The sequence below is a fragment of the Exiguobacterium sp. UBA3491 genome (assembly GCF_002377745.1).
Taxonomy (GTDB): Bacteria; Bacillota; Bacilli; order Exiguobacteriales; family Exiguobacteriaceae; genus Exiguobacterium_A.
The window spans coordinates 90257-115210 of sequence record NZ_DFQK01000009.1; the positions used below are offsets into that span (position 1 = coordinate 90257).

Sequence of the window (24954 nt, forward strand, 5' to 3'; positions counted from 1 at the left end):
GTTCCGGTCACCGCAATACGCCATTAACGGCACTGTCAGTTCTTCTTGCAGTTTCCCGGCGATGACCGGTGTCCCTTGTTTGATGATGCCGAACTTCTGTAAGGCGATCTCTTGGAGCGTATCTCCGAGAATCGCTTGATGATCGTGACCGATTGATGTGATGATCGCTGCGAACGGCTTCTTGAAGACGTTCGTTGAGTCATACAGTCCACCGAGACCGACCTCATAGATGACGAAATCCGGGCGAATCTGATCAAAGTAGTAGAAGGCAAGCCCCGTTAATGCCTCGAACTCAGTGACCGTACCGAGTGCCGGATCGATGTGCCCGATGGCAGCTTGAACAGCGATCGCAGCTGCGACCAGTTCATCTTCTGCGATCGGCACCCCGTTCAACATGATCCGTTCCTCGAACTGAATGATATACGGCGACGTAAACGTCCCGATTTGTAATCCTTCCGCAATTCCCATCTCACGTAAGAACGCAACCGTCGATCCTTTTCCGTTCGTGCCAGCGACATGAATCGTCGGAATCGCGTCCGGGTCAATCTGTAATTCCAGTAACATCGCCTGCATCCGTTCAAGACCTGGTTTGACGCCGAATGCTAGTAAGCTCGATAACCAATCCAATACATCTTCTCGCGTCCTCATGCTGTTCGCTCCTTTAAAAAAAGTGGCTCAAGGAGACTTGAGCCACTGCTGTAATTAGTGTGAGAGTTCGTTGATGCGTGCTTCGACAGCTTGACGTTTTTCCGTGTAATCAAGTGCCTTCGCTTTTTCTTCATCAATGACATGTGCCGGTGCTTTGCCGACGAAGCCAGGGTTGTTGAGTTTTTTCTCGACCCGTTCGACTTCTTTCGTATACTTGACGAGTTCTTTATTCAAGCGCGCGATTTCTTCCTCGATGTTGATTAAGTCAGCGAGTGGGATGAACAATTCTGCTCCCGTTACGATCGCACTCATCGCTTTTTCTGGCGCTGGCATTTGCTCTTCAATCCGGAGTTCAGACGCGTTCGTGAACTTTTGCAAGTACGAGCTGTTTGACGACAAGTCGTCTTGAACACGTGCGTCGTTCGTCGAGATGAACAGTTGGATCTGTTTCGACATCGGTGCGTTCACTTCCGCGCGGATGTTACGAACCGAACGGATGACGTTCTGAACCGCTTCAAATGCTGGAACAGCTTCCGGGAAGTCGAGTGACGCCTCGCGTGTCGGCCATGCGGCACGTGTGATCGTCTCACCTTCATGCGGTAAGTGTTGCCAGATTTCTTCCGTGATGAACGGCATGAACGGATGCATCAAGCGCATGATCCGGTCGAGTGTATAGGCAAGAACCGAACGCGTCGTTTGTTTCGCTGCTTCGTCTTCCCCGTTGAGCGGTAACTTCGCCATCTCGATATACCAGTTACAGAAGTCTTCCCAGATGAAGTGATAGAGAATACGTCCTGCTTCACCAAACTCATATTTATCCGATAGACGTGTCACGTCATCAATCGTTGTCTGTAAACGTGTCAGGATCCACTTATCTGCGAGTGATTTCTCGCCTGTCAAATCAATCTGATCAAACGTTAGACCATCCATGTTCATCAAGGCAAAACGGCTTGCGTTCCACAGTTTGTTCGAGAAGTTCCATGTTGCTTCGATCTTTTCCCAGTAGAAACGAAGATCATTCCCTGGCGTCGATCCTGTCGTTAAGAACCAACGAAGTGAATCGGCACCATACTTCTCAATGACATCCATCGGGTCGATCCCGTTCCCGAGGGATTTCGACATCTTGCGTCCTTCCGAATCACGAATCAATCCGTGGATCAAGACGTCTTGGAATGGACGTTGTCCCGTGAATTCATACGATTGGAAGATCATCCGTGATACCCAGAAGGCGATGATGTCGTACCCTGTAACGAGTGTCGATGTCGGGAAGTATTTCTGATAATCCGCTGCGTCCGTGTTCGGCCAACCCATTGTTGAGAACGGCCAAAGGGCTGAAGAGAACCATGTATCGAGAACATCGTTGTCTTGCTCCCAGTTCTCGAGATCGGCTGGTGCTTCCTTGCCAACGTAGACTTCGCCTGTTTCTTTATGGTACCAAGCCGGAATCCGGTGTCCCCACCACAGTTGACGGCTGACACACCAGTCACGGATGTTTTCCATCCAGCGTACATACGTGTTTTCAAAGCGTTGTGGAACGAAGTTGACCTTGTCCGGTCCTTGTTGTTCCTCGAGTGCTTTTTGCGCGAGTGGTTCCATTTTGACGAACCATTGTAATGAGAGATACGGCTCGACGATTGCATCTGAACGTTCCGAGTGACCAACAGAGTGCAAGTGTGGTTCGATCTTGATCAGAACACCTTCTGCTTTTAAATCTTCAACGATTTGTTTTCGGCATTCGAAACGATCCATGCCTTCGTATTTCCCTGCGTTCTCGTTCATCGTTCCATCTTCATTCATGACGAGGACACGTGGTAACTCGTGACGGTTACCGACTTCGAAGTCGTTCGGGTCATGTGCTGGTGTAATCTTAACGACACCTGTACCAAACTCCATGTCGACATAGTCATCGGCAACGATCGGAATCTCGCGACCGACGATTGGTAACGTGATCGTTTTTCCGACGAGGTGAGCATAACGCTCATCCTTCGGGTTCACGGCGATCGCTGTATCACCGAGCATCGTCTCAGGACGTGTCGTCGCGAGTTCAACGTGACCTGAACCGTCCGTCAATGGATAGTTGAAGTGATAGAACGCCCCTTCGATATCCTTATAGATGACTTCGATATCCGAGATCGCTGTTTTCGTCGCTGGGTCCCAGTTAACGATGTATTCGCCACGATAGATCAAGCCTTTTTCGTAAAGTTTCACGAAGACTTCTTGAACTGCTTCCGACAACCCTTCGTCGAGCGTGAAGCGTTCACGCGAATAATCGAGTCCAAGACCGAGTTTTGCCCATTGTGCACGGATCGTTGACGCGTACTCTTCTTTCCATGCCCAAGATTGCTCGAGGAATTTCTCACGACCCATTTCAAGACGTGATTGCCCTTCTGCCCGCAGTTTTTGTTCGACTTTTGCTTGCGTCGCGATACCGGCATGGTCCATTCCTGGTAGATAAAGGACGTCGAATCCTTGCATCCGCTTCATCCGTGTCAGCATGTCTTGTAACGTCGTGTCCCACGCGTGACCAAGGTGCAATTTACCTGTGACGTTCGGTGGTGGAATGACGATCGTGTACGGCTCTTTTTCTGGATCCTGATCGGCTTTGAAATAGTCACCTTTCACCCAAAAGTCGTACCATTTTTCTTCCGTTGCCTGCGGATCATACTTCGTTGGCATTGATAATTCCTGCATCCTGATCGCTCCCTTTTTGTCCATAATAAAAACGGCTTCTCTCGTCCTATGCTAAGGACGAAAGAAAGCCGTTGCTTTTTTCCGCGGTACCACCTTAGTTCATCCAAAATCGGATGCCCTCGAGCCACGTAACGTGTGGAGGACGGATATCGCTCGTAAGACTCACGATACCAGCTCGTGGGGTGACCTTCCTCCTGTTCGCCCGTCACATCTTTCAGCCAAGGATGTGTTCTCTACACCGGTACGAATACAAGACTACTCTTCCCGTCATCGCTGTTGCCATTTTCTTCTTTACTCATTTTAGCCGAGAGTTCAAGCAATCGTCAAGAACTGCTTAACGACCAAATTCAACTTGGAGTTCCTTGAACGTCAATTCGACGGCTTCGATCGTCCGCTCGATGTCTTCATCCGTATGAGCGATCGACAGGAAGAGACCTTCGAATTGTGATGGTGGTAAGAAGACACCACGCGCCGCCATCTTTTGATAATACGAACGGAACATCTCAAGGTTCGATGTTTTCGCTTTTTCGAAGTTCGTGACGCGTTCATTCGTGAAGAAGACACCGAACATCGCGCCTGCACGGTTCGTCGTCAGCGGAATGTTGTATTTCGCCGCAGCGTTCAGGTAACCTTCCGACAAACGGCTTGCTTTCCGGTCGAACTCTTCATAGTGCTCTGGTTTCAATTGTGTCAATGTCGCTAGACCCGCTGCCATCGCGAGTGGGTTCCCGGATAATGTACCCGCTTGATAGATTGGACCTTGTGGTGCGATCTGTTCCATGATGTCACGACGTCCGCCGTAAGCCCCGACTGGCATGCCACCGCCGATGACTTTACCGAGACATGTGATGTCCGGTGTGACACCGAAGTGTCCTTGCGCACAGTGGAATCCGACACGGAAACCGGTCATGACTTCGTCAAAGATCAATAAAGCGCCGTTTTCCGACGTGATTTCCCGTAAGCCTTCGAGGAAGCCTGGTTCTGGTGGCACGAAGCCCATGTTCCCAGCAGCCGGTTCGACGATGACACCAGCGATATCGTCGCCGTGTTTTTCAAACGCGATCCGGACAGCATCCAAATCGTTGTACGGAACTGTCAGCGTCATGCTCGCGATTTGCGCCGGAACGCCTGGTGAATCCGGTAATCCGAGTGTCGCGACACCTGAACCTGCTTTGATCAAGAGCGAGTCCCCATGACCATGGTAACAGCCTTCGAACTTGAGGATTTTCGTCCGACCTGTGTAGCCACGTGCGAGACGAAGCGCTGCCATCGTTGCTTCAGTCCCTGAGTTGACCATCCGGACGACTTCGACCGACGGCACCCGACTGATGACGACTTCCGCCATCGCTGATTCGATTTCCGTTGGTGTCCCGTAGCTCCAGCCACGTGTCGCTTGTTCTTGGATCGCTGAAGTGACGATTGGATCGGCATGACCGAGAATCATTGGTCCCCATGACAGGACATAATCGATATACTCTTTTCCGTCGATATCATAGAGCTTTGATCCTTTCGCATGATCTGCGAAAATCGGTGTCATCCCGACCGATTTATAAGCACGGACCGGACTGTTGACACCACCCGGCATGAGCGGGAGTGCCCGCTCGAATGCTTCTTTTGATTTTGAGTTCTGGTTAATTAAGCTCATTTCGACCCCTCCAGGTAACGACAAATGTCTTTTGCGAAATAGGTGATGATTAAATCAGCGCCTGCTCGTTTAAAGCCAAGCATCGTCTCAAGGACGATTCGTTCTTCGTCGATCCAGCCGTTCAAGGCAGCGGCTTTGACCATTGCATACTCACCCGATACGTTATACGCAACGATTGGTAGATCGATTCGCTCGCGCACATCACGAATGATATCCATGAACGCAAGTGCAGGTTTGACGATCATGAAGTCAGCTCCTTGATCGACGTCCGCTGTTGCTTCGCGGAACGCTTCGCGACGGTTTGCTGGATCCATTTGATAACCTTTCCGGTCGCCTTCTCCCGGTGCCGAGTTTGCCGCGTCACGGAATGGGCCGTAATAAGCAGACGCGTATTTAACACCATAGCTCATGACCGGAATATGGCTGAAGCCGTTCTCGTCTAATCCTTGACGAATCGCTGCGACGAATCCGTCCATCATCGATGATGGAGCGATGACGTCGGCACCTGCTCGAGCTTGTGAGATGGCTGTTTTGACGTGAAGCGGTAATGACGCATCATTATCGACCGTACCGTCGGCGACGATTCCACAGTGACCTGTCGACGTATATTCACATAAGCATGTGTCGGCGATGACCGTTAGCTGCGGGGCAACCTTCTTGACGAGACGTGTCGCTTCTTGAACGATCCCGTGATCGTGAAACGCACCTGATCCTTGCTCGTCTTTCAAGTGGTCGTGCGGGACACCGAATAAAATGACAGATTCGATTCCGAGTGCGACGACTTCTTCAATCTCAGCCGTCAGATGATCAAGTGATAAGTTGAAGACGCCTGGCATCGAACTGACTTCGCGTTTAATATCTTCACCTTCAGCGACGAAGATCGGATAAATCAAATCTGATTTATGCAACTGGTTCTCGCGGACGAGTGACCGGAGTGATGCGGTATGGCGCAAACGACGGTGACGTGCGTATTCTAATGTGTTCATGCTGATTCCTCCTCAATGATACGATCAATCATGCCGTCCACCGTGAATTCACGGGCGACATGGATCGGTTGAAGTCCGGCTGCTTTAGCTGCTTGCTCCGTGATCGTCCCGATGACGATGAAGGTCGTCTTCGGGTCTAGCGGAGCAATCGCTTCGACAGCGGAAGGACTCTGCAGTCCAATATAGGTGGCTGTTTTGACAAGTGCTTCAGGTAGCCGACGAGTGACGGTTTCATAGGTGATGATATCCTCGATCGTATATCGATTCAGTTTTCGTAACTGATCGACCGGTGCTTGCCGCGAGCGGTTCCCTCGCGCAAAAACGATATGATCGCCGTCAGACAAGTATGGTACGAGTTCTGCGACGAGTGCATCTCCTGTAAAGGTCGACGGACAGAAGTCGGCTGTTCGACCGTACTTCGCAAGTGCGTCTGCCGTCTTTCGTCCGACGACCGCGATACGCGTTGCAGCTAATTCAGGCAACGCATCAGCAATCCGGTGGACACCATTCGGACTCGTCACGATGAGCCAATCAATTCCCCTTGGCAACGTAAACGAAACCGGTCGCGTTTCAATGACAGGATAGTGCACCGACTCGATCGCGACGGCGCGCAGTCGCGCCATCTGCTCGGTCGTCGGTGGTCGACTGCCCGTGAAGAGTACCTGCTTACAAGTCATCCGGAAGTGTCGCGAGAATCTCACGACCGCCCGAAGCAAGCAGACGTTCGGCAACGTCTTGACCGAGTTGCATCGGGTCAAGACCTGATTCGCGCTCGATTAGGATTTGCTCTCCATCGACGGATCCGATGAATCCAACAAGTGTCGTTGACATGTCTTCGTTGATCGTTGCGAATCCACCAACAGGAACGTGACAGCTACCTTCGATCGCCGCTAAGAAAGCGCGCTCTGCGTAAGCTACTTTTTCCGTCATCTGATCATGAATCAGGTGCAGAAGGTCACGTACTTCTTGGTCATGTTCGCGACATTCGATACCGAGGATTCCTTGACCGACGGCTGGAATCATGTCATCTGTCGAGAGATATTCCGAGACGACGTCTTCAGACCAACCCATCCGTTTTAGACCAGCTGCTGCAAGCAGAATCCCGTCAAACGGACCATTTTTTAATTTATCAAGTCGTGTATCGATGTTCCCGCGAATCGATTCGATTTTTAAATCAGGGCGGAGTTTTAGCAATTGTGATCCACGACGTAAGCTGCTCGTGCCGACAACCGCACCTTCTGGCAAGGAAGCAAGACCTTCTCCTGTTTTCGTGATCAAGGCATCACGCGCATCGACACGCGCTGGTGTGGCACCGATGATGAGACCATCCGGTAGTTCAGACGGTAAATCCTTCATGCTGTGAACAGCAAAATCGATTTCTTCGTCAATCATCTGCTGTTCGATCTCTTTTACGAATAACCCTTTACCACCGACTTTTGAGAGCGTCACATCCAAAATGCGGTCTCCTTTTGTGATGATGTTCTTGATTTCGAACTCATACGGCGCGCCGGCTTGTTTCAACTGATCAATGACCCATTTCGTCTGTGTCATCGCTAGCTTCGAGCTTCGCGATCCAACAATGATTTTTCGCATGCTAAAATCCCCCTGTACAATGATAAAGGGGCGGCACAAGTCCGCCCCATGCATTTTCTATTGTAACACAAATCGTACTTTGTTCACCGGTTCACAGCTTTTGCTGAAGGTGTCGTCTCTTCTGACGTCACGATTTCATCTTCGAGCCCATCAAACAAGTCTTCGTTTAATGCGAACGTATCCATGAACTGCGCAATCCGCTCATCAGCATCCGGTTTCGCTGCCGCATCTTTGATGTAAGATAGCGGTTCACGCAACAATTGATTGATGATGGATTTCATGTGTTTACCAATGACGGTTTTTTCACGTTTTGACATCTCCGGTAATTTCCGTTCCAAGCTTTGCATTGTCTCTTGTTGAATCCGCAATGCTTGGTCTCGTAATTCCGTGATGATCGGCACGACACCAAGTGTCGTCATCCACCCTTCGAACTCAGCGATTGCCGCTTCGATTCGTTGTTCGATTTTCGCCGCTTCCTTCATCCGTTCCGCCATGTTTTGCTGGACGATCGATGTCAGATCATCGACATCATATAAATGAACGCCTGGCAAGTCACCAACGGTCGGTTCGATGTCGCGCGGTACTGCGATGTCAATCAACAAGAATGGACGATCGTGACGGAACAGCTGTGCTGCTGCGATGTCTTCCCGTTTGATGATGGCACGTTTTGCACCTGTTGAAGAAATGACGATGTCTGCCCGAAGCAAACCGCACTGCATTTCATTAATCGAATGCGCTGATCCTTCGAACCGATTCGCGACTTCTTCTGCTTTGGCGAGCGTTCGGTTAAAGACCGTGATGTCACGAGCTCCTGCTTCATATAAGTTGAGCGTCGTCAATTCGCCAGTTTCTCCCGCACCGATGACGACAATCGATTTATCTTCAAGCGATCCGAGTAACTGTTCGGCAAGCGTGACGGCAGCAGCACTGACAGAAACGGCATTTTCACCGATTCCAGTTTCTGCGTGAGCCCGTTTGGCGAGCGTGACCGCTTCTTTGAAGAGTTTGTTAAAGACCGTTCCTGTCGTTTCAAGCTTCTGTGCCATGAAGAAGCTTGTCTTGACCTGACCAAGGATTTGCGTTTCACCGACGATCATTGAATCAAGACCACTTGTCACGCGGAACAGATGTTTCATCGCATCGAATCCTTCATGGATGAAGAGATACGGCTCGAGCTCTTCCATCGTCAAACCAAACCAGTTTGCAAGGAAACGTTTTGTATAATACCGTCCTGTATGTGGCTGATCCGTCACGACGTACAGTTCCGTCCGGTTACATGTCGAGACGATGACACTTTCAAAGATACTTTTTTCATCGCGCAATGCGACGACCGCTCCCTTCATCTCATGCTCCCCAAATGAGACTTGTTCGCGTATTGATACAGGCGCTGTTTTGTTATTCAAGCCGACCACTACGATATGCATGCGCTCTACCCCTTACGTCCAAAGATTTCGTTCCGATCTATCTTTTCGTTCTCTATCCTACATTATAACCATTATAAAAAAGATTCCAATCAATTTATAAACTAAAATGAGTCGAAGTTGTGAAATCTTCTTCATTTTTTCTCTTCTTCTACCTTATCCCTCTCCCGTAAAAATCACAAACCCTCTGCTCCTAAAAAGAGCAGAGGGTTACACTTTACTTCAACGATTCAGGTGATACCGTCACGTCCGGTACGTCGAGACGTTGCTGACGTAAACGATAAATCCGAGCGATGTTCTGAATGACGACTTTTGAGACCGCATAGGTCGGAACTGCCAAGATGACACCGATGATGCCACCGATTTTCCCGGCAACTAGCAAAACGATGATGATCGTCAGGGGATGGACCTTGAGTGTTTTTCCTTGAACGTAAGGAGAAATCAAGTTCGATTCGATTTGTTGCGCGACGACGATCGTGATGATCGCATAGACCGCTTTGATCGGATCATCAATGAATCCGACAATGACTGCCGGGACGGCACCGATGTAAGGTCCAAGATACGGGATGATGTTCGTCACCGTACAGAATAAGGCAAGCAATAACGCATATTGAATGTCAGCAATGAAGAAGCCGATCAAGGACATCACACCGACGCAGATTGAGACGATGACCTGTCCGTTGACGTAATGCTTTACTGTCACGTGCATGTCGTGCAGAATTTTACGCGTTTCTGTTTCGTAGCTACGCGGTAACAATTTCACGACGGAGTCAGGGAATTTATACCCGTCAAGCAACATATACACTAAGATGAACGGCACTAAGACGATGATTAAGACCGTCGAAGAGATGACACCGAAAATCGTTCCAACGGACGTCGAGACGGACTTGAAAACGGTACCGACATACGATGTCGCTTCATTCGTCCACTTATCAAATAAATCTGTATTCTCATGTACCCAGGTCGAGATAAAACGATTGTCCATCAGCTGATCGCGTAAATTTAACGTTTGATCACGCAATTCGATGACGAGCGTCGGAATGCTCGTTGCAAAATTTGTCACCTGCTCAACTAAGATCGGTCCGATTGAAGCGACGGCGATCGTCAGGATCGTGATGAAACCAAGTAAAACGATCAACACGGCAAGACCACGTTTCTTGACTCGTTTTTGTAACGCATCTACGATCCCGAGCGTGAAGTAATAGAAAATACCCGCAATAATGAGCGGTGGGAAGATCAATGCCAGCATGACTTTTATCGGCTGGAATAAAAATGAGATCTTTGTACCGACCCAGATGACAAGAAAAATCACTAATACCCAAATTAATGCTTTAAACCATTTGTTTCGTAACAAATCCACCTAGCATATCCTCCTCATACCTATTCGTCAGCCGACTTTTTCCTCGGTGACGTCTTCGAGGCGTTGGCGCTCCATCTGTCCCCAGTTTCCTCGACCAGTCAAGAATTGAATCAATCCACCTAGTTTGAAGAAGACTAAAATCGGACGGTACCAGAACGACTCGGTCAAGGACCATAAATACAACCGAATCAATTCTTTGACGTTCTTGAATCGGTGCATCGTCCACTCTTCCAATAATACGGCACCTGCTGATAATAAGGAACCATAGAGTAAGGCGACGACCAATAAGACGATACCAAATTCAAAGTTAAGCGTCCCGACGAGCAGGTTGAGCGGAATGATGAAATATCCGATCAGTTCAACGATAGGTCCGAGTAATTCAATCAAAAAGAAATATAGCATCGAAACGCCACCAACAGAACCATATTTCGGATTACCGATCATGCGCTTATGGGTCCAGAGTGTCTCAGCTAGCCCACGGTGCCAACGTGTCCGTTGCGACCGCAACACTTCCATTGACTCCGGAGCTTGCGTCCAACAGACTGGTGCCGGAACGTACTCGATGCGTTTATCGAGTTTATTTTCCTTCATGTATCGGTGCAAACGAACGACAAGTTCCATATCCTCACCGACAAGTCCTTCCTTATATCCACCTGCCTGGACAACGATGTTCTTTTGGAACAGACCGAACGCACCAGAGACAATCAATAAGATGTTGAAACGGCTAAGTCCAAGGCGGCCAAATAAGAATGCTCGGAAATATTCAATCATCTGCATCAAGACGATCCGTTGTTTTGGTGTCCGAATCTCGACGATTTCACCACCTTCAATCGTACAGCCATTGACGAGGAAGATTGAACCGCATGTCGCGACGACCTCTTCGTCGGACTCGACGATCGGTTTCATGACTTTTAATAGGGCATCCCGCTCTAAAATCGAATCCGCGTCAAGCGAGCAGAAATACGGATAACTGGAATGGTCGATACCGGCATTCAAGGCATCCGCCTTTCCACCATTCTCTTTATCGATAACGATCAAACGACTATCGATCCGCGAACGGTAGACTTGTTTGACCGGCTTCGAACCGATTAGAATCCTCGGATAGCGGATTTCCTTCTCCAGCTCATACGATCGGAACAATTCGTCCATCGTTCCGTCCTTTGAACCATCATTGATGACGATGACTTCATGCTCCGGATAGTCAAGTGCTAGCAAAGCTTGGACACTCGAGACGATCGTATATTCCTCATTGTACGCTGGTACAAGGATACTGACCGGCCGTGTATAGAGAGAGCGCATCAGTGGCAAGTAAGAGCTCTCTTTCCGACGGAAGCGTTGCCGTCGCACCATTTGAGCTGAAATCAGGTAAAGCATCGAATAGAACACGATGACGAGTAACATATAAATCAACACTGTCCATGAAAGGACTTCAATAATGGCTTGGATTGTCTCAGACGACATGATGCTTCATCTCCTTTGCCAACCGTTCTGTAGCTTTTTGACGTGCATAGCGGTCGGGATGTGTACTTGATACCTTCGCCAATTGTTCGATCCCGCCACAAGCAAGCAGCGCATCAAAGGCAGCCGTCCGGACCCACCACGATCGACTACCGACAAACGGCAAGATCGCTGGTATCGCATCGGCTGGAACGACATGTTCTAAGAAACGAAGGGCAAGCATTTGCTCAACCCAACTTGATTCTTCTTCCAAGTAAGGCACATATAACTTCCAGTCCTCCTCAAGCCCGATTCGCGTGAGCGCACGAAGGGCACGTTTTCGGATTTCTGGATTTTCATCTGTCGTCTTGTCACGAACGAGTGCGATATAACGTGTCTCATCGCGATCAAAGATCAACTGAAGGATCGCTAACTTAAAAGACAGTGTCAATTCTTCAAACACAGCCACCCATTCCTCTAAGTCTTGACTACGACCGACCGCAAGAATCGCACCGAAGAAACTAATCCCATTTTCTTGCTTGGCGATGGCGATTGCATCTTGCGGTGATAGTGAGACGAGGGTCCGAACGATGACATCGCTCTCTTCTTTTTCAATCGTGTTTCCCCAACGCGCATGAATCATCGGTGCGACTGCTACCAAACGGAATTGAGAGACGGCCTCATAAGCGTTCAAGCGACGGTCAATCCGGTGATGCTTCAATTGTTGTTCGTAATAGGCTTGCATATTAGCAGCGACAAAAGCTTGCACTCGTTCGAGATGTGCCGGTGTTGCCGTCAAGTTAGACAGTGCGAAGAGCTCAAGCTCAGCTAAATCCTCGTTTCCTTTTTGAACCGTCGGCATGTCCTGACGTTCACCTGTCGCATAGTCGTAGATGTCATCTCGAAAAGCAAGTTGCCAATCGCTACGGGAATGCTCGCGGTTGGCACGTTTTCGTTTTTGAACGACGAGATAGACCAATGCTCCACCTTGTAAGAAAACGAGTACAACGATAAATACTAGAATCGCCTGCATCATCGGCCATCCTCAACTTTTCGAATCCACGCGCGGAATTCTTCGATTTTTAAGGGAAGGGTCATAATATAATCAACACCTCGGTCAATCGCAAGAACATGATCGCGTTCACGGTTGTACATCGAGATCATCATCGATTGGAACGGTGCGACACTCTGTTGTTTTGCTCGCAGTAGTAATTCCAGCCCATCTGCTCGTGGTAATGCTGACGTAAACACGAGTAAGTACGGACGGGATGCTACGTACTCGTCAAGGAATGTCTCTGCTCGTTCGAATGTGACGAACCGTTCGAAGCGTTCCGTCAGTTCCCGTTCCATCATCCGACGGATATGCGGATCTTCCGTTACGACGACGACATCCGCGATATGATGGATTTTCTTATAACGCGCTAGCCGGTCAAGGACAAGCTCCCGCGATAGTGTCGCCGGTAGAATTTCTCGCGCATTTTCTAAACCATAGAAAGAGGTCTCCGTATTAAAATACACGACGGGAATTCGTTCCTCGATGACAGGTTCGCTTGCGAGAACGACATCGGCATAAGAGATGTCCGTTTGCACGCACCATCCCTCTTCAATCAGACCATTGACCGTCTCCGGCATTCGTCCAACTGTGTGCACGAACAAGGTGTTCGTCGACGATTGCCGGACGGTTTCTTCCGTCCATTCAATCGACGAACTGACTTCACGATCTTGACTTGTTGATTCAAACGACTGATTGATTAATTTCCACATCTCTTCACGTCGCATTTAGTTTCCTCCCTCAGTGAATGCTTTTTTCATCGTCCGATAGACAGGTTTCAGTTCTTCTCGCTGTTGCGGATTCGTCCACTCTGCCCAGTTGTAGAAACCACGATCCTTTTCAGGGATACGTGTCTCACCAACTTGACCTGTGACTTCGATTCCTTCCGTAATCATCTTCGCTTCTAATCCATCTTTCCAGAAGTCACCGATGATTTCATGTTTACTAGGGTCTCGCATATTCAAGACCATCCATGGAATACGGAGCTCTACGGTTGGTTTCGTGATATCTGAGATATCTGTCAAGATATCGTCTGGTTCTCCTTCATGTAAAACACCCGTGTCCCACTTGACGGCTGGTTTGACGATTTTTTTCGTCACCGGGTCGCGTCTTGCATAATCGAGCATTTGATAAATTGGAACGAACTTACCGCTGTCTTTTTGATCAGACGGTGGTTTTACCATCTCAAACGGCATCTTGAGACCATAGTGATAACGGAAGATATCATAACGAGCATCGACATCGATGCGCGCCTTCTGATCGATCGTCAGGCGATATTCCGCTCCTTCGTCAAGCATCAACGGACCGACTTTCGTATTCCCATCGTTCGGTTTCGTCGATAGCGCAAGTGTCGTCGGCTCTGCTTTTTTCCGGTCGATACGCAAATAGAGATAGGCTTCGTCGGATGTCATATATATCGCTTGATCCTTATTTTCAGCGACTGGTGCATACCCTTTCCAATCATCCAATTTCCCGTCAATGACGATATCTGAACGCAGGAAACCAAGCATACCGAAATGTTGTTCGCTCGTCTGGACATTCGACCAACGGGGACGCGTATTGGCATCATCATAATCCATCGTGTTCCACGTCCGCTTGAACCATTCATCTTGCCAGATGAAGACGAGTCCACCGGCTGTTTTGACGTCTTTAATGTCTTGATAGAGTTGTGCGACGAGTTCGCCTTGTTTCTTCTCACTGACATGCCCTTGATCGAAACCATTTGGTCCGAGGTGCGTCTTCCCGCGAGAACTCGGAATTCCGAATTCTGATACAAGTAGCGGCATATCATGATAATCCTTCATCTTCTTCAAGTAACGGGCATACGATTCAGATCCTTTGTCCGTTTTTTGACTGTACTCTTCCTTTATGAACGAAGGATAGTACGGATAGATGTGGTAAGACGCGAACAAGCCACCCGGGAAATCCTTCGTTGCTTTTAAGTGATTGAAATCAATGGAGACGAGGTCCTGTTCTTCCTCAATCTCTTTTGGGTGTTTCAACGGATCCGTCGTCGGCCAGTTCGTCGAACCGATTGGTCGTGTTGTGCCGTACTCTTTGATTTCGTGTGCAGTCGCCGTATCCATCCGACCTGCTAACCACGATTCGAAAGGAGACGCTTCTTTCGTCGTCGTTACATATTGTCCTTCGAAACGTGTTCCTTTGTTCTTTTTATTTGTTTCAACGACAGCTTCCGGTAACCATTCGATTCCGAAGACAAATGCTGAAACGTATTGCGAGACGTCTGAAGTGTATGTTCCGGAAGCATGACCAACAACTTCTTTAACGACTGCGTTTCCATGAATGACGTCAACCATTCGTTTTGCTTCCGTATCTGTCATCTTCATGAACTTTGGATCAAATGCATTTTTTAGTTCCTCGAACGGCTTCTCTTCGACCCACATGCCTTGCATGAGATAAATCGGTTGTTTCGCCTGTTCGTTGTAAGCTTTTAATGCATCGTAAAAAGCAGGAGGGTGCAACGTGTACACACGAATCGTATTGACCCCCATCGCTCCGATTTCCTTCAACCAACGATCATATTCGTTTCGGCTGATGGCATGTTCCCCGGGAAATGCACCTGGTCGACCAAGTCCAATGTTGACACCCTTAACGAAGTACGGCTTCCATTCACCATCTTGATACATCTCAAGTGTGTCCTGTCCTTCACGAGCTCGGGTCCGCAACTCTTGATTACCGACCTTCGTTTGTGAAAGTGGTTTGATCTTCGCAGTTTGTGTCGAGATCCGTTTCGTATCTTCAAGAATCCGCGTCAGCGTCGGGGCGTAAATCTTCCAGAAGAACGCCGATTCACTTTCCGCACTATCGAGGATGAACTGTTTGCGGAACCAATCGAGACCACTGTATCGATAATAACGTGGGATATCCGCGACGTCCGTATAATCACCGGCAAAATAGTGACCACTTCCTTGCGTGACATACGCTGGAAACTCAAGCGGCAACTGGTATTTTCGAAGCATTGCTTGTGTCTGTTTCGAAGGATTCCAAGAGAAATGCGCTTGTTGTTTCCCGCCATCTAGTTCAAGAATCTCGAACCAGTAGTTATAACGGACCTCATCTTTTGCATTCCCCTTATTTTGATCCCACTTGTAAAGTAAAGGAGTGTCATCATTGACGAAAAAAGCTTTTTCGGTCGAATCATTAATAAAAACATAACCCGGACCTGATAGTTTGAACTCTTTTTCTTTCGCTTGTGTTTTTAATTGAGCTACGACGTTTTTCTCAAGACCTTGCAGTTTTGTTAAATCTGGAAAAAATCGACCGATCCATCCTGTCCAAGCCGTTCCGAATAATTGTCGAAACGCACTGGACCGCTCGACTGACGTCGGACTTGCTGCTGTATTAAATTCCGCCACGACGGTTTTTCCTTGCGAAATCGCTTCAGTTGCTAGTTCGACGTCTTCTGTCGTCAAGCCACCACGATGTTCTTTTTTCCCGTTGACGTCATATGATTTTCCGTACGTATCCGTAAACAACAGCACATCTGCTTTAGAGGCTTGTTGTAACATTTTTTTACCTTGTGTACCATCATAACGGTTGATGTAGTCCGAATACGTATAATCTTGCCCTTGCGTATTTCGGATCTTTAAGTGATTCAATAACCACGTCGTTCCGGCATGCTCTCGCTCTTCCGTTCCGTTCGTGTAATCAAATAGCGCAATGTCTAATGTCTTTTCCTGCTTCAAGAACCAAATGGCAAATGGTGTCAGAATGAGTAAGACGACGATTGCGAACGTCCATTTATAACGCCTCATATTGGCATAGCCTCCCACTAGAACAATTTGTTCCTATCATTGTAACGTGAATCAAATGATGTTCATATAATGGAAATCAAAAATGTTGTAAGGAAATAATTAGATGCTATTTTTAGATTACTTTAACCCTCATAAAAAAAACGTCCTGCTCTCCTATTGTAGGAGAACAGAACGTTTCGTTTTTTACAGAAGACGATAAATCGCTTCCCATGCGGCATCGACGCCTTCTCCTGTCTCAGATGAGAAAGGAATTAAGGTATCTTGACCATCAAATTGCAATTTACGTTTGATTGCTGCGATATGTTTATCACGTTGACTCTTTTTGATTTTATCGAGTTTTGTCGCAACGACGATGACCGGTAGATCGTAATACTTCAAGAAATCGTACATCGTCACATCATCCGCAGACGGATCGTGTCGGATGTCGACGAGCTGTACGACACCTTTGAGGATTTCACGTTGTGTGAAGTACTTCTCCATCATCTTGCCCCACGCTTCACGCTCCGTCTTCGAGACTTTCGCATACCCGTAACCCGGTACATCGACGAACATGACTTCATCATTGATGTTAAAGAAGTTCAAGGTTTGCGTTTTACCTGGTTTCGAAGATGTCCGCGCGAGTGCTTTTCGCTGAACCAGTTTATTGATGAAAGAGGACTTTCCGACATTCGATCGCCCTGCGAGTGCCACTTCTGGCAACAATGGCTCCGGATAATGTTCCGGATTAACACCACTCGTAATAAAATCAGCTTTATAAATTTTCATGTTACTCTCCTTTTAATGCATGTTCGAGCACTTGCTCCATCGTCGCGACCGGAATGAATTCCATTCCTGCGCGGACGCTTTCCGGGATATCATCGATGTCCCGCGTATTATCTTGTGGTAGAAGAACGGTCGTCAAGCCCGCACGATGTGCTGCGAGTGACTTTTCCTTTAGTCCACCGATCGGTAAGATCCGTCCACGTAGTGTGATTTCACCTGTCATCCCGACGTCCCGGCGAACCGGACGCTTCGTCAAGGCGGAAATCAGTGCTGTTGCCAGTGTAATACCAGCAGATGGACCATCTTTTGGTACAGCACCTTCAGGGACGTGGATGTGGATGTCTTGTGTTTCGTAGAAGTTCGGTTCGATGCCAAGGGACGTCGCATTTGCTCGGACGAAGCTGTACGCAGTCTGAGCGGACTCTTGCATGACGTCACCGAGTTTCCCGGTTAACTGCAGTTTCCCTTTACCCGGAGCAAGACTGACTTCGATCGTCAACGTATCGCCCCCAAAAGCAGTATACGCTAAACCAGTCACTGCGCCAATCATATCTTCGAGCTCGCCTTGACCATAACGGTAGATCGGTTTACCTAAGAAATCATCTAGATTACGCTTCGTCACCGTCACCCGCTTCTTCTCACCCATCGCGATTTGTTTTGCTGCTTTCCGGCAAAGTGAGCCGAGGACACGTTCAAGATTCCGGACACCGGCTTCTCGTGTATAACGACGAACGACTTCTTCTAGCGCGTCTGCTTTGACCGTCAATTGACTCTTTTTCAGACCGTGTTCAGCAAGTTGCTTCGATAATAGATGACGAACGGCAATTTCCGTCTTCTCTTGTTCCGTATAGCCACCAATCTGAATCAGTTCCATTCGGTCGAGCAACGGTCCTGGGATGTTCGAGACATCATTTGCTGTTGCAATGAAGAGGACATTTGATAAATCGAACGGTTCTTCGATGTAGTGATCGGAGAAGCTGTTGTTTTGTTCCGGATCAAGAACCTCAAGCATCGCGGACGATGGGTCACCACGGAAGTCATTTGACATCTTATCAATCTCATCCAGTAAGAAGACCGGGTTGTTCGTTCCTGCTTGTTTTAAACCGCGGATGATTCGACCTGGCATCGCACCGATATACGTCCGGCGATGTCCACGGATCTCCGCTTCATCGCGCACGCCACCAAGTGAGACGCGGACAAACTTCCGCTCGAGCGCTGTTGCGATCGAACGAGCAAGCGACGTTTTCCCGACCCCCGGAGGACCAGAAAGACAGAGAATCGGACCCCGTAGCGAATCCGTCAATTGACGAACGGCGAGATACTCGAGAATTCGTTCTTTGACCTTTTCTAGACCGTAATGATCCTTTTCAAGCTGTTCCGAAGCAGCTGAAACGTTCAAGAAATCATCGGTTGCCTCATTCCATGGTAACGAGAAGAACCACTCGAGATAGTTGCGGATGACACCATGTTCGGGACTTGTCGCCGGTACGACAGCTAAACGACTGATTTCCTTCTCGACGTTCGCAACCGTCGTTTCCGGTAAATCAAGCATAGACAGTTGCTCCCGGTATTTCGTCGCATCGCTTTCAACGGATGCCGACTCGCCACCGAGTTCTTGTTGAATCGTCTTCAATTGTTCCCGCAAGTAATACTCGCGTTGCGATTGTTCAATCGTCTTCTTCGTCCGTTCACGCATCTCACGTTCGAGTTCGACGACTTCATATTCATGTTTCATGACGTCAAGCAGCATCAATCCCCGTTCGACCGGATCCTGTTGTTCGAGGAACTCCTGTTTCTTCGAGATATCGATCGGTAACTTCGACGTGATATAGTCCGTCAATGAGTCGAGACGTTCATAGGTCTCGAACCGACGACGCTCATCCGTGCCGATTCCCTTGATCCGAGAGACGAGTTGACCAAACTGTTCTTTAATTAGACGAACGAGCGCTTCTTGTTTCGCCCCTTTGATGTCCATCTTCTCGATTGGTTCGATGACTGCTTGATATCCTTCGTCCGTCTCCTCAACGTTTTCAATCCGGACGCGTTCCTTCCCGATAACACGAACACGAACTGTATCATTCCCAAGTTCACTCATCTTCGCGATTTGAACAAGTGTACCGACCTGATGCAACCCGTCGACAGACGGCTCTGCTTCTGGATCACGTTGCGTGACGACGACGAGATCGATCTCGTGTTCCTTTGATGCAAGTAAGGCTTTTAAGGATACCGGACGCCCGACATCAATCGTCAATCCGATCAACGGATACGCGACGACACCGCGTAACGGTAAAAGTGGATATTGTTTTATCTTCATTCGAATTCCTCCTAAACAAAAAGACTCGGAAAGGCGTACAAGTAGCCTCCGAGCCGATTTGTCACGGTGTTACGCCGTTTCTTTTTCTTTCCCATGTTCAATTGTACCATCTTTCAACTCAAGCGTTGGACCGCGCTTACCAGTCAACGTTTCTGCTGTAATGATGACTTTCGCGATGTCTTCACGCGATGGAATTTCGAACATGATATCTAGCATAGTTTCTTCGATGATTGAACGAAGACCACGCGCACCTGTTTTACGTTCGATTGCGAGCTTCGCAATCTCAAGAAGTGCATCTTCCGTGAAGTCGAGTTCGACATCATCAAGTTGAAGCATTTTCTTATATTGTTTCACGAGGGCGTTTTTCGGTTTCGTCAAGATTTGAACGAGTGCCTCTTCATCGAGTGGCTCGAGTGTTGCCATGACTGGCAAACGACCGATGAACTCAGGAATCAAACCAAACTTTTGAAGATCTTCTGGCAATGCGGCTGCTAGAATTTCTTTTTGTGTGAGGTTACGGTTCTCTGAATCGTTTCCGAAGCCGATGACTTTTTTACCGAGACGACGTTTGATCGACTGATCGATACCATCGAATGCTCCACCAACGATGAACAGGATGTTCGTCGTATCGATTTGGATGAATTCTTGATGCGGATGTTTGCGTCCACCTTGTGGCGGTACACTTGCAACAGTTCCTTCCAAAATCTTCAGCAAGGCTTGTTGAACACCCTCACCAGAAACATCACGTGTGATTGACGGATTTTCTGATTTACGAGCGATCTTATCGATCTCATCAATGTAGATGATTCCTTTTTCAGCCTTCTCGACATCATAGTCCGCTGCTTGGATGAGTTTCAACAGGATGTTCTCGACGTCTTCACCGACATAACCGGCTTCCGTCAAACTTGTTGCATCTGCAATCGCAAACGGTACGTTTAAGATACGTGCCATCGTTTGGGCAAGAAGTGTCTTACCGCTACCTGTTGGACCGATCATGACGATGTTTGATTTTGAGAGCTCGACATCATCTGCGCGACCACCAGCATTGATTCGTTTGTAGTGATTATACATCGCTACAGATAACGATTTTTTCGCTTTTTCTTGACCGATGACATAATCGTCAAGTGTCGTACGAATTTCATGCGGTTTTGGAACATTCTTCAGCTCGACTTCTTCTTCTGTACCGAGTTCTTCCTCTACGATTTCATTGCAGAGTTCGATACACTCGTCGCAAATGTAAACGCCAGGTCCAGCAACAAGTTTGCGTACTTGTTCTTGTGTCTTTCCACAGAAAGAACATTTTAGCTGACCTTTTTCTTCGTTGAATTTAAACATAAAGGTCCACCCCTTTAACGTGGAAATTGTATGGACGCCTGTAGCATCCCGTCTCACGTTTTACTATTTATGATTGTAGCATGAACAAGGAAAGTCTTTCAAATCCTGGACGAACGATTTACAGTTTGATGTTCTGAACCAAGGATTGTTTGTCCTTGTTTGACCTATCGTACAAAAAAATCGACTCCAAGACCAGAAATTGGGCTTGAAGTCGATCGAAAACCATGAAATGGCTTATTTTGCTTTTGCGTTGTCGACGAGAACATCGATAGCTTTACGGAATTGAAGGTCGCCTTTAAGCGTTTCAAGCCCCCCTTGTGGTGCAAGCATCGTTTCAAGTTGATCTGCAGGGATGTTGTAGAGTTCTGACATTGATTGAAGTTCAGTTTGTGTTTCTTCGTCTGTTACTTCGATTTTTTCGTCAGCAACGATTTGCTTAAGGACGAGACGTGCTTTAACGCGCTCTTCCGCTTGCTCTTTCATTTCAGAACGCATTGCTTCTTCTGTCGTTCCAGTCAACTGGAAGTACATGTTGAGGTCGATACCTTGTGATTGAATACGTTGTGTGAACTCTTGAACCATACGCTCGACTTCGTTTTCGACCATGACTTCTGGAAGATCAACTGTCGCGTTTTTCGTAGCCGCTTCGACTAACTCATCGCGCATTGAAGCATCAGCTTCTTGTTTGCGTGTGTTTTCGAGACGCGTACGGATTTTTGTTTTCAACTCGTCGAGTGAAGAAACTTCTTCATCCATCTCTTTTGCGAACTCATCTGTCAATTCAGGGAGCTCTTGCGCTTTGACTTCATGGATTGTTACTTTGAACGTAACTGGTTTTCCAGCGAGTGATGCTTCGTGGTATTCCTCTGGGAATGTCACTTCAAGATCTTTTTGCTCGCCAGTTTTTAAACCGACCATTTGCTCTTCGAATCCAGGAATGAAGTTTCCAGAACCGATGACGAGTGAGTAGTTCTCAGCAGTTCCGCCGTCGAATTGGTTTTCCCCATCGAAACCTGCGAAGTCGAATACGACTGTATCGCCATTCTCGATGACGCCATCTTCTTTAACGACGAGTTCTGCACCGCGTTCTTGCAATGTTTTGAGTTCAGCGTCGACGTCTTCGTCAGTAACGTTCGTTTCAACTGCTGTGTACTCAAGACCTTTGTACTCACCGAGTGTAGCTTCTGGCTCGATGACGAACGTGATTTTGAATTCGACCGGCTTGCCTTTTTCGAGTGTTTCAACGTCGATGTTTTCAAGCGCGATTGGCTCGATTCCTGATTCGACGACTGCACCTTCGATTGTGTCCTTGTAAAGGATATCGAGTGCATCTTGGTACAGTGCTTCTTCACCGTACATTTTGTTAAACATTGCGCGTGGCATTTTTCCTTTACGGAAACCTGGTGTGTTCAAAGTCTTAACGACTTTCTTGAACGCTTGGTCTACCGCTTTATCAAATGCTTCAGCAGGCGCTTCATACGTGAGGACGCCGAGGCTACCTGATTGTTTTTCCCATTTTGCAGTCATGCTGAGTCCCTCCAAAATTGTCAATTAGCGTACATGTGTGTACAACAAGTCACATTATAGCACAATCGTTCTGACGATTACCACTGTTGAACGAATCGTTTCCGGATGTCTCAATCGAAGTAAATTTGCTCGAATGCGATGACTTCCGGATAGAGGATATGCACTCCCTGATATAATCGCTTTGCTAGCGGACTTAAGACACGTTCCGGCTCTTCTTTTTCAAACGACAACCCTGCTAGTTCTTCGCATGCGAGGAGCCATTTCTCCATATCCGACCCGATTGCTTCTCGTTCTTCAAGATGAATCAACTGGTCCGAACGCAAGACGAGCAAGGCTCGAAAAGGATCCATTCGTTCTAATGTATGCATCGATGCGAGTAACGCTTGTTGTTCCTGTTGATGTGCAATCAGCACTTCTTCTAAATCCTGACGCGTCGAGATCGTCCAGTGTACATCTAAATGCGGCACATAAATGTCTGCCGGATAGGACAGATGCTCAATCACACTTCCTAATAACTGATCGATGACGATTAGGCTTTGATGTTCTGTATCCTGAGCACGAAGATACTTGTGTGTAATGTAGTCAAAGAGCGCAGGTGTCCGTTCGAATTCAGCACCAGCCAAATGGCGCATTTGTTCGACCCAGCTTCCATGTTGCAACACATGCATCAACGCCGTTCCAGAAGTTACGGCACTCTGAGTAACATTGTTTTTTTGAACCGGTGTCGTCTTTTGTTCTCGCACCGTCATCCGCTGTTTAATCTCGTCTAATCGAAGCGCAAGTCCATACGGCAGATACGGTGACGCCGAGCGTAGAGCGAGCTTCATTGGATACCGTTCTCCGAGTTCATAAAGAAAGAGTGCGAGCACTTGCTCCACACCCTCGACTTCAAGAAAACGTTCTGCTACAGTCTCGTATCGTTCACGGTCATGCAGTAAAAACGGCTGGATGACATAGAGTCGGTATAATACATCTTCTCCTATCAATTGGTCAGTCTCTAATTCTTTTACCAGCCGTTCTTGTTCAGCTGCCGGCAAACGGAGGACCCGAGCTCGTTCTGCTTCTAGTTCGTGTTCCATCCAGCGGGATGTCTCCATATTCCTGCACTCCTTCATTCAACTACTTATTTCGTAAACGGATCGAGCAAAGACGTCCAGTTCGTGATCGCATCTTGTAATTTCCCTGCCTGTTCGATACCGAGACGATTTAATGTATCGAGAGAGACGTCTGTTTCAAGAAGTCGTGTGATGTCTTCTGATTGATTCACGAACTGCTCGAGCTTTGCACTTAAATTTTGTAACTCTTGCGGTGGATTTTCAAGTCCCGCCAATCGTTGGTCGATTTGGTCCAGCTCTTGATTGAACTGATCAATCGTTCCGTTTTCCTTTAACTTTTCGATTTGTTGGTCGAGCGCTTGCTCCGGATTCGTGGATTCGCGTGCTTTCGTAGCCGCTTCATTCAAAGAAGAAGATAAGTCGGACGTGACTTGTGCGGTATCTTTCGCAATCCCTTGAAGTTCTCCAGCATAATCGACACTATTTTTCACATCGTTGACCTGTTGTTTTGCATCATCAACTGTATTTGAAATCTCACTACATCCTACAAGAAACGTACTGAGTAACAGGACTGTTCCAACTTTCTTCCACATCGCTTTCATCCCTTTCAAGTTCATGATACCTTAATTATAAGCGAAAATTGAAATAAAAAAAAGAGACCGCCCTCGTAAGGGCAGTCTCTATTTTAATTATAGCGTCCCAAGAGGGATTCGAACCCCCGACCGACGGCTTAGAAGGCCGTTGCTCTATCCTGCTGAGCTATTGGGACGTGTCAACACGAATAAACTATACTAGAACAATTCTTTCGTGTCAATCACATTACAAAGATTGCATTTATTTTATTACAAAAATGTTCCGTCGAGGTGAAGTGCATTGACGCGATCCCCGTTCATGTCAAGAAAATCGACAGAATAGCGGTCTTGTTCTACTTCAAGAATCGCATACGTCTTGTCTGGGCGATGGCGTGGCATCCGAATCGATCCTGGATTGATGAATAACACACCATCCCGATACTCCGCCTTCGCAACATGAGAATGACCATACAAAACGATATCAGCTTGCTTTTCGTTCGCATGATGTTGCAAGACATCTAGGCTATATTTGACGTCCTGACGATGTCCGTGGACACAGAGGACCTTATGCTCGTCCATTTCCGACGTGACTTCTTCCGGGAAATCGTGTCCATAATCACAGTTCCCCCGTACAACACGATATGGATATAACGATTCAATGTCGCGCGTCAATTGAGAGTCTCCACAATGAAAAGCCAAATCCACGTCCTGATGCCGTTCGAATATCGTAAGCAGTTCTTGTTCTAGTCCATGGCTATCACTAACGATCAACGCTCTCATT

At 47.7% G+C, this 24954-nt stretch carries 19 protein-coding genes, 1 tRNA gene and 1 other annotated feature; all 20 genes read right to left on the reverse strand.

Features of this window, described 5'->3' with window-relative positions:
• The coding region (locus tag B4F99_RS02030) for a bifunctional folylpolyglutamate synthase/dihydrofolate synthase (protein ID WP_290755009.1) at nucleotides 1-648 on the reverse strand (648 nt) is incomplete at its 3' end.
• Between the two features lie 54 nt (nucleotides 649-702).
• Nucleotides 703-3339: a valine--tRNA ligase gene (locus B4F99_RS02035; protein WP_396200878.1), complete on the reverse strand. Its 2637-nt coding sequence runs from the start codon at nucleotides 3337-3339 to the stop codon at nucleotides 703-705.
• 50 nt (nucleotides 3340-3389) lie between these two features.
• Nucleotides 3390-3619 (reverse strand) — a binding site (T-box leader).
• Nucleotides 3620-3673: 54 nt separating this feature from the next.
• Nucleotides 3674-4984, reverse strand: a complete 1311-nt coding sequence (hemL, locus tag B4F99_RS02040; protein WP_290755011.1) for a glutamate-1-semialdehyde 2,1-aminomutase — start codon at nucleotides 4982-4984, stop codon at nucleotides 3674-3676.
• Nucleotides 4981-5970, reverse strand: coding sequence for a porphobilinogen synthase (gene hemB, locus B4F99_RS02045; protein WP_023468970.1), 990 nt, complete (start codon nucleotides 5968-5970; stop codon nucleotides 4981-4983). Before hemB ends, hemL begins: the two co-directional genes overlap by 4 nt.
• Nucleotides 5967-6647, reverse strand: coding sequence for a uroporphyrinogen-III synthase (locus tag B4F99_RS02050; protein ID WP_290755013.1), 681 nt, complete (start codon nucleotides 6645-6647; stop codon nucleotides 5967-5969). Before B4F99_RS02050 ends, hemB begins: the two co-directional genes overlap by 4 nt.
• Nucleotides 6637-7563: a hydroxymethylbilane synthase gene (hemC, locus tag B4F99_RS02055; RefSeq protein ID WP_214852993.1), complete on the reverse strand. Its 927-nt coding sequence runs from the start codon at nucleotides 7561-7563 to the stop codon at nucleotides 6637-6639. Before hemC ends, B4F99_RS02050 begins: the two co-directional genes overlap by 11 nt.
• Nucleotides 7564-7646: 83 nt before the next feature.
• On the reverse strand, nucleotides 7647-8987 hold the full coding sequence (gene hemA, locus B4F99_RS02060; protein WP_035406423.1) for a glutamyl-tRNA reductase: 1341 nt from the start codon (nucleotides 8985-8987) through the stop codon (nucleotides 7647-7649).
• Nucleotides 8988-9201: 214 nt separating this feature from the next.
• Nucleotides 9202-10344, reverse strand: coding sequence for an AI-2E family transporter (locus B4F99_RS02065; protein ID WP_290755016.1), 1143 nt, complete (start codon nucleotides 10342-10344; stop codon nucleotides 9202-9204).
• 27 nt (nucleotides 10345-10371) lie between these two features.
• Complete coding sequence (locus B4F99_RS02070; RefSeq protein WP_056062594.1) at nucleotides 10372-11805, reverse strand: glycosyltransferase family 2 protein; 1434 nt, start codon at nucleotides 11803-11805, stop codon at nucleotides 10372-10374.
• Nucleotides 11795-12814: a HEAT repeat domain-containing protein gene (locus tag B4F99_RS02075; RefSeq protein WP_290755018.1), complete on the reverse strand. Its 1020-nt coding sequence runs from the start codon at nucleotides 12812-12814 to the stop codon at nucleotides 11795-11797. Before B4F99_RS02075 ends, B4F99_RS02070 begins: the two co-directional genes overlap by 11 nt.
• Nucleotides 12814-13560, reverse strand: a complete 747-nt coding sequence (locus tag B4F99_RS02080) for a response regulator (RefSeq protein ID WP_290755020.1) — start codon at nucleotides 13558-13560, stop codon at nucleotides 12814-12816. The genes B4F99_RS02075 and B4F99_RS02080 overlap by 1 nt, the downstream gene beginning before the upstream one ends.
• Nucleotides 13561-16608, reverse strand: coding sequence for a hypothetical protein (locus B4F99_RS02085; RefSeq protein WP_290755022.1), 3048 nt, complete (start codon nucleotides 16606-16608; stop codon nucleotides 13561-13563).
• A 183-nt stretch (nucleotides 16609-16791) separates the two neighbouring features.
• Entirely contained in the window at nucleotides 16792-17373 is a 582-nt protein-coding gene (gene yihA / locus B4F99_RS02090) for a ribosome biogenesis GTP-binding protein YihA/YsxC (RefSeq protein ID WP_023468975.1), read from the reverse strand.
• Nucleotide 17374: 1 nt separating this feature from the next.
• A complete protein-coding gene (lon, locus tag B4F99_RS02095) occupies nucleotides 17375-19684 on the reverse strand; it encodes an endopeptidase La (protein ID WP_290755024.1) in 2310 nt (769 codons plus the stop codon).
• Nucleotides 19685-19753: 69 nt separating this feature from the next.
• Nucleotides 19754-21019 carry an ATP-dependent protease ATP-binding subunit ClpX gene (gene clpX / locus B4F99_RS02100; RefSeq protein WP_023468977.1) on the reverse strand — a complete coding sequence of 422 codons (1266 nt, stop codon included), beginning with the start codon at nucleotides 21017-21019 and terminating at the stop codon, nucleotides 19754-19756.
• Between the two features lie 234 nt (nucleotides 21020-21253).
• The gene (gene tig / locus B4F99_RS02105) at nucleotides 21254-22546 is read right to left on the reverse strand and encodes a trigger factor (protein WP_023468978.1); all 1293 of its coding nucleotides are present in this window, start codon (nucleotides 22544-22546) and stop codon (nucleotides 21254-21256) included.
• 110 nt (nucleotides 22547-22656) lie between these two features.
• Nucleotides 22657-23643, reverse strand: a complete 987-nt coding sequence (locus B4F99_RS02110; RefSeq protein ID WP_290755026.1) for a hypothetical protein — start codon at nucleotides 23641-23643, stop codon at nucleotides 22657-22659.
• A 26-nt stretch (nucleotides 23644-23669) separates the two neighbouring features.
• Entirely contained in the window at nucleotides 23670-24194 is a 525-nt protein-coding gene (locus tag B4F99_RS02115; protein ID WP_290755027.1) for a hypothetical protein, read from the reverse strand.
• A 102-nt stretch (nucleotides 24195-24296) separates the two neighbouring features.
• Nucleotides 24297-24370 (reverse strand) — tRNA-Arg (locus tag B4F99_RS02120).
• 73 nt (nucleotides 24371-24443) lie between these two features.
• Entirely contained in the window at nucleotides 24444-24953 is a 510-nt protein-coding gene (locus tag B4F99_RS02125) for a metallophosphoesterase family protein (protein WP_214852973.1), read from the reverse strand.
• Nucleotide 24954: the final 1 nt, after the last annotated feature.

Excerpts from the sequence above, each read along its gene's own strand:
- lon (WP_290755024.1), bottom strand. The coding sequence starts at position 19,684 with ATGAAGATAAAACAATATCCACTTTTACCGTTACGCGGTGTCGTCGCG.
- B4F99_RS02075 (WP_290755018.1), bottom strand. The coding sequence starts at position 12,814 with ATGCAGGCGATTCTAGTATTTATCGTTGTACTCGTTTTCTTACAAGGT.
- B4F99_RS02115 (WP_290755027.1), bottom strand. The coding sequence starts at position 24,194 with ATGTGGAAGAAAGTTGGAACAGTCCTGTTACTCAGTACGTTTCTTGTA.
- B4F99_RS02110 (WP_290755026.1), bottom strand. The coding sequence starts at position 23,643 with ATGGAGACATCCCGCTGGATGGAACACGAACTAGAAGCAGAACGAGCT.
- B4F99_RS02050 (WP_290755013.1), bottom strand. The coding sequence starts at position 6,647 with ATGACTTGTAAGCAGGTACTCTTCACGGGCAGTCGACCACCGACGACC.
- B4F99_RS02125 (WP_214852973.1), bottom strand. The coding sequence starts at position 24,953 with ATGAGAGCGTTGATCGTTAGTGATAGCCATGGACTAGAACAAGAACTG.
- clpX (WP_023468977.1), bottom strand. The coding sequence starts at position 21,019 with ATGTTTAAATTCAACGAAGAAAAAGGTCAGCTAAAATGTTCTTTCTGT.
- hemB (WP_023468970.1), bottom strand. The coding sequence starts at position 5,970 with ATGAACACATTAGAATACGCACGTCACCGTCGTTTGCGCCATACCGCA.
- B4F99_RS02085 (WP_290755022.1), bottom strand. The coding sequence starts at position 16,608 with ATGAGGCGTTATAAATGGACGTTCGCAATCGTCGTCTTACTCATTCTG.
- hemL (WP_290755011.1), bottom strand. The coding sequence starts at position 4,984 with ATGAGCTTAATTAACCAGAACTCAAAATCAAAAGAAGCATTCGAGCGG.
- B4F99_RS02070 (WP_056062594.1), bottom strand. The coding sequence starts at position 11,805 with ATGTCGTCTGAGACAATCCAAGCCATTATTGAAGTCCTTTCATGGACA.
- hemC (WP_214852993.1), bottom strand. The coding sequence starts at position 7,563 with ATGCGAAAAATCATTGTTGGATCGCGAAGCTCGAAGCTAGCGATGACA.
- B4F99_RS02035 (WP_396200878.1), bottom strand. The coding sequence starts at position 3,339 with ATGCAGGAATTATCAATGCCAACGAAGTATGATCCGCAGGCAACGGAA.
- tig (WP_023468978.1), bottom strand. The coding sequence starts at position 22,546 with ATGACTGCAAAATGGGAAAAACAATCAGGTAGCCTCGGCGTCCTCACG.
- yihA (WP_023468975.1), bottom strand. The coding sequence starts at position 17,373 with ATGAAAATTTATAAAGCTGATTTTATTACGAGTGGTGTTAATCCGGAA.
- hemA (WP_035406423.1), bottom strand. The coding sequence starts at position 8,987 with ATGCATATCGTAGTGGTCGGCTTGAATAACAAAACAGCGCCTGTATCA.
- B4F99_RS02080 (WP_290755020.1), bottom strand. The coding sequence starts at position 13,560 with ATGCGACGTGAAGAGATGTGGAAATTAATCAATCAGTCGTTTGAATCA.